The 10,346-nt window shown below is 40.9% G+C and carries 11 protein-coding genes and 1 pseudogene; 8 read left to right on the forward strand and 4 right to left on the reverse strand.

Annotated features, from left to right (window positions below; all coding sequences use genetic code 11):
- From VB654_RS01650 to VB654_RS01665, 4 genes are all read right to left on the reverse strand, one after another.
- Window positions 1–1,757, reverse strand: a 1,757-nt coding sequence (locus VB654_RS01650; protein ID WP_323211616.1) for a pentapeptide repeat-containing protein, incomplete at its 3' end; no start/stop codon positions are given.
- A 267-nt stretch (window positions 1,758–2,024) separates the two neighbouring features.
- Entirely contained in the window at window positions 2,025–3,431 is a 1,407-nt protein-coding gene (locus tag VB654_RS01655; protein WP_323211617.1) for an NAD(P)(+) transhydrogenase (Re/Si-specific) subunit beta, read from the reverse strand.
- Complete coding sequence (locus VB654_RS01660; RefSeq protein ID WP_006195540.1) at window positions 3,428–3,721, reverse strand: NAD(P) transhydrogenase subunit alpha; 294 nt, start codon at window positions 3,719–3,721, stop codon at window positions 3,428–3,430. Before VB654_RS01660 ends, VB654_RS01655 begins: the two co-directional genes overlap by 4 nt.
- Before the next feature lie 81 nt (window positions 3,722–3,802).
- The gene (locus VB654_RS01665; protein ID WP_323211618.1) at window positions 3,803–4,972 is read right to left on the reverse strand and encodes a Re/Si-specific NAD(P)(+) transhydrogenase subunit alpha; all 1,170 of its coding nucleotides are present in this window, start codon (window positions 4,970–4,972) and stop codon (window positions 3,803–3,805) included.
- Between the two features lie 715 nt (window positions 4,973–5,687).
- Here VB654_RS01665 and VB654_RS01670 point away from each other — a divergent pair.
- From VB654_RS01670 to VB654_RS01705, 8 genes and pseudogenes are all read left to right on the forward strand, one after another.
- Window positions 5,688–6,239: a DUF2808 domain-containing protein gene (locus VB654_RS01670; RefSeq protein ID WP_323211619.1), complete on the forward strand. Its 552-nt coding sequence runs from the start codon at window positions 5,688–5,690 to the stop codon at window positions 6,237–6,239.
- Between the two features lie 156 nt (window positions 6,240–6,395).
- Window positions 6,396–6,530 (forward strand): 50S ribosomal protein L34, encoded by a 135-nt coding sequence (gene rpmH, locus VB654_RS01675; protein ID WP_089091234.1) that lies wholly within the window; start codon window positions 6,396–6,398, stop codon window positions 6,528–6,530.
- Window positions 6,531–6,555: 25 nt separating this feature from the next.
- Window positions 6,556–6,960 (forward strand): ribonuclease P protein component, encoded by a 405-nt coding sequence (gene rnpA, locus VB654_RS01680; protein WP_323211621.1) that lies wholly within the window; start codon window positions 6,556–6,558, stop codon window positions 6,958–6,960.
- Complete coding sequence (locus VB654_RS01685; protein ID WP_323211623.1) at window positions 6,947–7,339, forward strand: PH domain-containing protein; 393 nt, start codon at window positions 6,947–6,949, stop codon at window positions 7,337–7,339. The genes rnpA and VB654_RS01685 overlap by 14 nt, the downstream gene beginning before the upstream one ends.
- Before the next feature lie 232 nt (window positions 7,340–7,571).
- Window positions 7,572–8,714, forward strand: a complete 1,143-nt coding sequence (yidC, locus tag VB654_RS01690; RefSeq protein WP_323211624.1) for a membrane protein insertase YidC — start codon at window positions 7,572–7,574, stop codon at window positions 8,712–8,714.
- Window positions 8,714–9,241 carry a protein jag gene (locus VB654_RS01695; RefSeq protein WP_323211625.1) on the forward strand — a complete coding sequence of 176 codons (528 nt, stop codon included), beginning with the start codon at window positions 8,714–8,716 and terminating at the stop codon, window positions 9,239–9,241. Before yidC ends, VB654_RS01695 begins: the two co-directional genes overlap by 1 nt.
- 69 nt (window positions 9,242–9,310) lie before the next feature.
- Window positions 9,311–9,817, forward strand: a complete 507-nt coding sequence (locus tag VB654_RS01700; protein ID WP_323211626.1) for a YceD family protein — start codon at window positions 9,311–9,313, stop codon at window positions 9,815–9,817.
- A 341-nt stretch (window positions 9,818–10,158) separates the two neighbouring features.
- Window positions 10,159–10,346: pseudogene (locus tag VB654_RS01705) on the forward strand (Uma2 family endonuclease); the annotation flags it as partial.

Consider the following 10,346-nt stretch of genomic DNA (forward strand, 5'->3'; position numbering starts at 1 on the left):
TAATTATGAATTGTACCGTCTGGCATAATAGCACCAGTCAAAGTGGCTCCTTCCAATTTAGCTCCACTAATATTTGCGTCTTTTAAGTTAGCTTTTTCTAACTCAGCACCACTCAAATTTGCACCACGTAAGTCAGATAAAGTGAAGTTAGCTCCCGCTAGGTTGAGATTCTGAAGGGATATTCCACAGAGGTTTGCTTTGCTAAAATTTGCACCACTGAAATTACCATGAAGACTCACGCCCATAAAATTTACTTCACTTAAATCAGCACCGCTACAGTTGACTGAGGACAATGTTGCGTTTGTCAAACTAGCCCCACTTAATACAGCCGCAGTTAGCTTGGTTCCGCTTAAGTTTGATAACATTAGTTGTGCATTGGTAAGTATTGCAGCAGTTAGATTAGTACCAGTCAAATTCGCTTGATTCAATTTTGCTCCCGACAGATTAGCCTGAAGGAGTTTTGTATGACTTAAATTTGCTTTGCTTAAATTTGCACCACTCAAATTAGCCTGACTTAAATTTGTACCATCTAGTCTTGCTGAACGGAGATTTGCAGATTTGAGGTTAACCCCTGTTAAGTTAATCCGACTTAAATCAGCACCTACTAAATTAGCATTTGCTAATGATACACCTGGAGCAATTAAATAAGCCCCCGATTCAGTAGGAATGAAATTTTGGGGGAAAATAGTATTTTCATTATAAATTGCTGTTTGAAGATTAGCTCCCTGAAGATTTGCATCTTCAAGATTGCTTTCCAATAAGTTGGCATTATAGAAATTAGCATGACTCAGGTTTGCTCCGCTTAAATTAAGTTTTCGCAAATTTAAACTACTTAAGTTAGCTCCACTTAAATTAGCTCCACTCAAGTTAATATTATCAAGATATGCTCCGACGAGGTTAACTTTTTTGAGTGAGATATTTTCTAAGCTGATTGATGTGAGTGTAATCTTATAGAGATTGGCATGATCAAAATTTGCTTGCTTTAAATTTGTATCAAGTATGCTGGCTTTACTAATATCTGCATACTGAAGATTGGCAGCACTTAAATTTCCAGAAATTATACAAATACTACTAAGATTTGCATTTTTTAGATTAGCTTGAGTTAAATTAATGTTCCTCAGAGTTTTACCACTCAAATTGATCCCAGTTAAATTCCAATTACTAAAATCTCGTTCACCAGCTTCATAACGTCGCCAAAATTCTGCACCATTAATAGGTACATCTTGACTTTCTGACTCTAATGTGTAAATTCTGTTAACTAACCATATCGTTCTTTCCATCTGAAATTCTAAATTCGTAAAATCAGTATGAATTTCTTGATTTTTTGGATTCGGTGATGTGATTGTTTCTAATTCAGCCACAGTTACCTCAAAATTTTTATCGTTAGTAACTGCTACCATTAAACTCGATTTACTTTTTTGTTCTTCAATTCTTTCAAAAAACTTCTGAACAACTTCACCATCATCTAAATCATCTTTCTCAGTTAAGGTGTCAGTATGATCCACAAGTTGAAGCATTTTTTTTGATTCATTCAGAGATTTTTTTAACTCAGCAAATTGGGCATTTAAAAAGTCAACTTCCTCTTGTATCGATTGAAATTGCTGTATTTCAGGTCTTTGCTGAAATGCTTGTTGCAATTTATCAAAGTACTGTTTTAACCAAACAATATTTTTTCTGCGGATATCCTGTTCAACCTCTAAGTTGGAAATCCGTGCTGCCAAAGATTCTAGGTTAAGTTCGGAGTCAGAGATATTCATTAATTTATCGCCTACTGTATATAAAATGTCTATATCTATAAATTACCCAAATTAAAACCCACACTAACAACGCAATAAGTTACAAATAGAAAGATCCCCGACTGTTATCTTTTGGGAAGCTACCCTACGGGTATCTACAATAAGTCGGGGATCTAGCTCTTTCTGTGTTTGCGGAAGCATCACACCCACAAAACCAGCTATCTAAGTTTTTTCTTGCTCCATGCCCTTTACCTGGGGGGTATGCCTTACGCGGACACTACACAAACGCTAAAGCTGCTTCACTTCCGAAACTAACTTAGAAACCATATCCTTAGCGCTGCCAAAAAGCATTGTAGTTTTTTCCTTGTAGAACAATTCATTATCTACACCGGCAAAACCCGTACTCATCCCGCGCTTAATTACAATTGTCTGCTTCGCCCGATCTACTTCCAAAATCGGCATACCATAAATTGGGCTATTTACATCACTACGCGCTGCCGGATTTACTACATCATTAGCCCCAATTACCAAAGCCACATCCGCAGCTTCCAATTGAGGATTAATATCATCCATGTCATACAACTGGGTATAAGCCACATTCGCCTCAGCTAATAAGACATTCATGTGTCCTGGCATTCTTCCAGCCACAGGGTGAATGGCATACTTAACATCAACACCCATGCGTTCTAACTGATCTGCTAATTCCCTAACAGTGTGCTGTGCTTGGGCAACAGCCATACCATAACCGGGTACGATGACCACATTACGGGCATAACCCAACATCATCGCCCCTTCTTCAGCATCAATGCTGCGAACAGTTTGATCTCCTGTAACACCTGTAGCGCCTATAGCATCACTGGACACCGCCCCACCAAACGCACCAAATAGCACGCTGAATAGAGAACGATTCATGGCCTTACACATAATCTGGGTGAGGATTAAACCAGAAGCTCCCACCAGTGCGCCAGCGATAATCAACATATTGTTCATAACCACAAAACCAGCTGCGGCTGCTGCTATCCCCGATAGGGAGTTTAACAGCGAAATTACCACAGGCATATCGCCTCCACCAATGGGAAGGACGAACATAACACCCAATACTAAAGAAACTCCCACGACTCCGAAGAAAATGGGTAAGCTATCGGGTGTGATGATTAAATAGGCACTGCCTACTATATAACCAACGAGAAGCAAGAGGTTAAATGGTTGCTGGAAAGGTAATTTAATCGGTGAACCACTGATTAAACCTTGCAATTTGGCAAAGGCGACAAAACTACCTGTTAAGGTGACACCACCAATTAACACGTCCAACAAAATGGAAATGTTGACATCTAGAGGTATGGGTTCAGATGCTGCGATTAAGCGCCAAAATTCAGCAACGGCAATTAGTGCGGAAGCTGCACCACCTAAACCATTGAGTAAACCCACCATTTGGGGCATTTCGGTCATTTGGACTTTGTAAGCTGCGATCGCACCAATTCCAGTGCCAATAGCCAAGCCCACCAAAATCATCTCATAGTTCAGCACCTGCTGATCTAACAGTGTGGCGACAATCGCCAGCAACATACCCACAGCAGCGATCACGTTACCGTTGCGCGCTGTAGCTGGGGAACCGAGTTTTTTCAAACCCAGAATAAATAACGATGCAGCGACTAAGTACGTCAGCTGAATCCCAGTTGGTAGAAAATCGCTCACGCCTTAACTTCCTTTTTCTTGAACATTTGCAACATCCGATCTGTGACGAGAAAACCACCGACGACGTTAACTGTCGCCAATACCACAGCAATTAAACCCAGAATCACTGACACACTAGTATCTTTAGCACCAGCAGCCACAATCGCCCCTAATACCGCAATCCCCGAAATGGCATTTGAGCCGGACATTAAAGGCGTGTGTAAAGTCGGCGGGATTTTGTTGATGACTTCAAAGCCAATAAAAGATGCCAAAACAAACACAAACAAAGCAGCAAGTAATGCCTCTGTCATGAAATAAAAACTCCTGTTGATCACCATCAATCCACACAAATAAACTCTTATCGGCGTTTATCGGTGTTTATCGGCGGTTAATTAATGTTTGCCAATCTGAGAACTTAAAGCTTCTAACGCATCCCGCACCCGTTGATTACGAATTTCCCCTGCGTGGGTAATACAAGCTGCATTTACGATGTCGTCAGCAAAGTCTACTTGTAAAGCTTTATCCTTGACTAATAATTGCACTAAGGATGTCAGGTTCTTAGAATACAACTGACTAGCGTGAATTGGCATGGATGAAGGTAAATTGATGGGGCCAATAATTGTGACTCCATTCCAGACAATATCTTTACCTGCTTCAGTACAAGCGCAGTTACCACCTTGATCCGCCGCTAAATCCACAATCACCGAACCGGGTTTCATTTGTGCCACCATTTCCTCTGTAACGAGCCGTGGTGCTTTTCTCCCAGGTACTTGGGCGGTGGTAATTACCACATCGGCATTTTTGACGTGTTCGGCGACAACTTCCTGAGTCCGTTGCTTACTAGCTTCAGAAATTTCTTTAGCATAACCTCCGGCTGCGGTGGTTTCTTCTTCGAGTTTGACTTCGACGAATTTAGCTCCCAGACTTTGCACTTCTTCTTTGACTGCGGGACGAATATCAAAGGCTTCGACTACTGCACCCAAGCGTCTGGCTGTAGCGATCGCTTGCAATCCCGCCACACCAGCACCCATAATAAATACTTTAGCTGGGGCAATAGTACCGGCGGCTGTTGTCAGCATGGGAAAATACTTCGGCAATGCAGCTGCGGCAATTAATACTGCTTTGTAACCTGCTAGTGAAGCTTGGGAAGACAAAGCATCCATACTTTGCGCCCTGGTAGTACGGGGGATCATCTCCATACTAAAAGCTGTAATTTGGCGATTTGCCAGTTCTTGCGCCACTACAGGATTTCCCAAGGGATTGAGGAAGCTGATTAATACAGATCCTTCGCGGAGTAATTCCACTTCAGACCCACCGTTTTCTCGCTCTTGTGGTGGGCTAACTTTTAATAAAATATCTGCTTCACCCCATAATTTAGCAGTATCACTGATAATCGTGGCTCCTGCTGCTTCGTAGGCAGAATCACTAAAATAAGAGCGCTCTCCCGCACCTGTTTCCACCCATACTTCCAAACCTTGTTTGATTAATCGGGCTACAGTGTCAGGGTTTAATGCTACACGTCGTTCACAAACTTCAATTTCTTTAGCAACCGCTATTTTCATGAAATCTCCTGGAGATAAATACCTCTTTCTTTGGGGAATCTGTAATTTTCCCCTGACTTAACCTTGAGGGTTGTAACTGTCTGCAATGGCTTGTTCTGAGAGATTGAACATTGAATTTGTCCTTGAATAATCTTGGCTCTCCAGTTTCAGCCCCATTTTGACCCTTGCAGATGTCATACTTGCTGATAGTTACAAATAGGTTCACATATTGCAAATCCTAAGTTGATTACCAAATTTGCATCTTTGTCTTTAGCTTGTTTTAGGAATTGCAAACTTTGAGTATTCCTTGTTCACATATTTTTTTAGCTTGATAGTTTCCTAGTTATTTTTTAATGATTGCTGTTTTGAATCAAGCTCATTTTCATCAATCTATCTCAAGTTCATTGGCGATCGCTGGCTAGATAGATCAATTTTTATCACAAAAATTTTATATTAATATACATTAATACATATTTAGAAACAAAATCAAATTTCAGTCCGATTTTCATTTAGTATAAATCTTACCAATTTAGTGGTCAAAATATTTACTTAAGTATAAGTTAAAATTATCACTCACAAATTCTTCTAGTACTTAAGATTCTAGAGATGACGGCACTTTTTGCTTAAATTTAACGTCAATTGCCCAGGGGTCAGTAGTACAGTTTAGTTACAAAGACTAAATTTTGGTTATTGATTGAGTAACAAACCTATTTTCTGGTGATTGAGGACTATAACTATGCAAAATTTACGATTTCTAGGTTCTAAGAGCAAATTGCCTCTGAGACTGTTTTCGGCTTTAGCGTTGACCAGCTCTTTACTGGCTGGTTTTGCAATCATGAATGAAGCCCAAAGCTCAGAGGGACTTATACTATTTGGTGGGATCAAAAGTGAAAATAGGCTATCCCACAGATTTGATTTTGGTGGCAATGCTAATAGCTGGGATCGAGTCAGACTGAGAATACCAGCCAAAAAAATGAATTTAGCAGCAGCTCAGTTTGCCGTTAGCTATCCAGATTATTACGATGGAACTTTCAATCCCAAAAAGATTGAGGTAAAAGTTGGAGGCAAAAAAGTTCCTCTGACTGAAGTAAAGTGGAACAAAGAAGCTCGCCTACTGGAAATTTTTCCTGAAGAGCCAGTACCAGCAGGACAAGAAGTTGAGTTAGTGGTATCTGATATGCGAACTTCGCGTTTTGGGGGAATGTATCATTTTAACTGCCAGATTCTTGCGCCTGGGGATGTCCCACTACTGCGTTATGTAGGAACCTGGCTTTTGAGTATAAATTAAATTAAATATTTGTGGGTGGTCAGTTGTTAATTGCTAATTATCCAGAGACATTAACTGTTGACCACATTTTAATCAATTATTTATTATTTTTAGCTCTTGAAGTGATATAGTTATGGATTGTAACTTTTTATAAAAATCGCCTAAGAGGAGAACGGTATGAAGAGAACCCTGGGCGGCACTTGCCGTAAAAGAAAAAGAACTTCTGGTTTTCGTGCCAGAATGCAGACACCAACCGGAAGAAACGTGATCCGGGCGAGGAGAAAAAGAGGTCGTCATCGTCTGAGCGTTTAGGAAATTTCCAGCAAAAAGAACAGATGTGGCGTTGCCCAAAGCAAATCGATTAAAATCCCGAAAAGATTTTCAGGCAGTTTTCCGGGAAGGAATTCGTCGTCATAGTTCTCATTTTATATTGAGAGCCTTACGACCAAAAGGTGCAAAAAAGCCTTCCTTGGATACTGCTACCAGTGAAAAAACACTTTCCAGCACTCAATTTGGCGTTTCCATTAGCACCAAAGTCAGCAAAAAAGCAGTAATTCGTAACCGGATTAAACGGCAAATTACGGCTGCTTTGCATCATTTATTGCCGAAATTGTCCCCAGGCTGGCGGGTAGTTATCGTTGTGAAACCAACAGCAGCAGAATCTCAGTGCGTAAGCCAAGAATTTCTGCAAGAATTAGAGCAGTTGTTGGTAAAAGCTGAGGTATCTAATGGGTATTCGTGAAGAAGTTTATTATGAGGGTGGCCCCCACATCGGGGACTTAATTCTCAATTCGTTGATTGGACTAACTGTTGTGGGGCTACCATTGGCAGTTGGAGCCATCGTTAGGGCATTATGGCTCCGCTTCCGCATCACTGACCGCAGGATTTCTGTAACGGGAGGTTGGAGAGGAGGCGATCGCACTGATATTATCTATTCAGAAGTGGTTAAAATCGTCAAAGTTCCCCGTGGCATCGGCTTTTGGGGAGACATGGTACTAACCCTGAAAAATGGTAGTCGCCTAGAAATGCGGGCTGTTCCCAATTTCCGCGAAACTTATGATTACATCAACGAAAGAGTTACAGCTAAAAATCCCCTATATAGCGGTGCTGCTAAGAAATGATAGGGAGTAGGGAGTGGGGAGCAGGAAACACCAGATCCAGAGAGAATTTAACAGAAAATAGCACTGATTCACTCTACTTAAAGTCCTATTCTCTTCTCCCCTGCACCCTGCATCCTGCCCCCCGCTTCTTCCCCATTCGGCTATCCGTAGCGTAGGATAGTCATATAGGAATCATGATTTAGATAAATTAGATTCAGTTCAGTTTACAGTAGCTCAGGTTAAATTCAGAATAATGGATTTTGGTATCGGGTTTCTTTCAAACAACGTGATGCTGCCAATCATAGACTTTTTCTATGGAATTGTGCCTAGTTACGGATTGGCGATCGTTGCCTTGACATTGATAATCCGCTTCGCGCTCTATCCCCTGAGTGCTGGTTCAATTCGTAATATGCGGAAAATGCGAATTGTACAACCTCTGATGCAGAAGCGGATGGCAGAAATTAAAGAGAAGTACAAGGATAATCCGCAAAAGCAACAAGAGGAAATGGTCAATGTCCAAAAAGAATTTGGCAACCCATTAGCTGGATGTCTCCCCCTTGTGCTGCAAATGCCAGTATTATTAGCGCTGTTTGCCACATTGCGGGGTTCACCCTTTGCCGGTGCGAACTATAGCGTTAACCTCCAGATTTTTCCCTCCGAACAAATTGAACGCATTCAACCCCAAGCTTTTGCCACTGCTCCCCAAAACATCTACATTGCTGATGGAGAACGCACTCGTGTCACAGCTATTTTGCCTGCCGGTAACAAATTAGCCGTAGGAGAAAAAACAAAGCTGCAATATCAGACTGTTGAAGGGAAACCATTTCAGGCGCTTTTAGCAGAACATCCCGAAAGTAACCTGATTCCTGAATGGAAAGTTACCAAAGGGGAAGAGAGGGTAAAAATAGATGCTGAAGGCAATATAGAAGCCTTAGAACCAGGAGATGTGACAATTCAAGGCTCAATTCCTGGACTAGCAGCAGAGAAAGGATTTTTGTTCATTCAAGCTTTAGGTAGAGTTGGCGCTCAAAATCCTGACGGACAGATTAATTGGGATATCGTCGCGATGATCCTGTTTTTCGGGGTTAGCCTTTATGTCAGCCAAATGATTTCCGGGCAGAATTCCAGTGGTGGTAATCCACAACAAGATACAGTTAATAAAATCACACCAGTTATATTTTCTGGGATGTTTTTGTTCTTTCCCCTACCAGCTGGGGTATTGATGTACATGGTAATTGGTAATATTTTCCAAACTGCTCAAACTTATATTCTCTCCCGTGAACCTCTGCCAGAGGGACTACAAGAAATTGTAGCCAGCCAAGAGAAAGAAACAGCAGCAGAACAAAGAACTTTACCATTTGAGCCAAAGAGTTCTAAGAAAAAGACTACAGGTTGATGATGCTGGAAAGTCCAATGCAAAGAGGGCAGCAGTGGTTAAAAACGCTGCTGCAATTAACAGGAACACCTGCCGAAATTAAGGGGAATTTAGAAATTGACCCGCCTCGATTTGGCGATTCCCCAGAATTAGATAGCTACTGGTTAACCATTGACCAAACTAATTTAACAACGGAACAAATTCGCCTTTTAATTGGCGCTGATGGTTCTGTGATTGATTCGATTCAGTATTTAGCTAATTCGGTACTAAACCTCGGCTTACCCGAAGCAGAACAAGCTTTTTACACCATTGAATTAAATGGCTACCGTGTCAAAAGGCAAGCAGAAATTCACGCAATGGCAGAAGCCGCAGCCAATGAAGTCCGGGCTGCTGGTGGAGAAGTAGAAATCAAATCTCTCAGTGCAGCTGAACGGCGGCAAATCCACTCTTTTTTAAAAGAATTTACAGATTTGCAAACCTTTAGCCGTGGCAGAGAACCGCACCGTCATTTGGTGGTTTGTCCAGCGACGGCGAATAATGGGAGTTAAAATAGAGTTGTATTATTAGCAGAATTGCTGATAGTAAAACCTAAATTTTCGTAATTATATCGAAATCCTATGGACGCAATTTTTATTCCGCAGCTCACCAAAGCCCCGGAGCGGACAGAGGAAATTCAAGTTCAAGAGTTTCTACCTGGTCTGGAAAGCTTGACACCTGTTCGCGGTCGCGTGCGGGTTGAGTATCACGGCAATTACTTGGAAGTCTCCAGTCAGGCAGAAACAATTATTACTTGTACCTGTAACCGTTGTTTGCAGCAATATAATCAGCGTTTGACGGTGAATACCAAAGAAGTAATTTGGTTAGATGAAGCTGCTAATCAAATAGAGGATTTGCCTTTAGAACGGGAAGTTGTGATGGAAGATTTAGTGGAAACTCTCTCACCTAAAGGTTATTTTTATCCGAGTGAATGGTTATACGAGCAGATGTGTTTAGCAATACCTCAGCGTCAGCTTTGTAATCTCGATTGTCCGGGTATTTTGAGCGATGATGCTGATAGTTCAAACAAGCCGGTTGATAGTCGTTGGGCTTCTTTGGAAGCGTTGAAAAAGCAACTTCCGGGGTAACTAAGTTAAGTGAGCGTAAATAAATTTAGTAGTTTACCCAGCTAATTTAAAATATTTATCAATAAACCCGCTTTCTTAGAGGAACCGGGTTTTTTAAAATAACTTGCTAAAGTATTTTCAGAAGAAGAATTTCTATATAAAATTCATGGATCTCAAATACTTGAACAACTATTTTCAAATTTTTCCCAAAGAAAAATAAAATTTAAAAAACTAAAGTATTCTTACGAACTGACAAAATGGTTGCTTGAGCATAAACGTTGTTTTTTGTCAGAACTGGCAGCAGGAGTTGAAAATATGCTTTAATAAAGGCAAGTAATAAATTTTAAACTAATTAGCTAATCATGCTCACTACACAAGAGCAATTATTAAGCTTTGAAGAATATCTTGCATATCAAGATGATACAGATAACCGTTATGAACTGGTAGACGGTAGACTAGAACTGATGAATCCCCCCACCTTCAGGCATATTTTAGTTGCCAAATTTATTGAAAGCCAGTTAGATGAACAAATACGACGCTTGAATTTACC

Source organism: Nodularia sp. UHCC 0506 (genome assembly GCF_034931045.1).
Lineage (GTDB): Bacteria > Cyanobacteriota > Cyanobacteriia > Cyanobacteriales > Nostocaceae > Nodularia.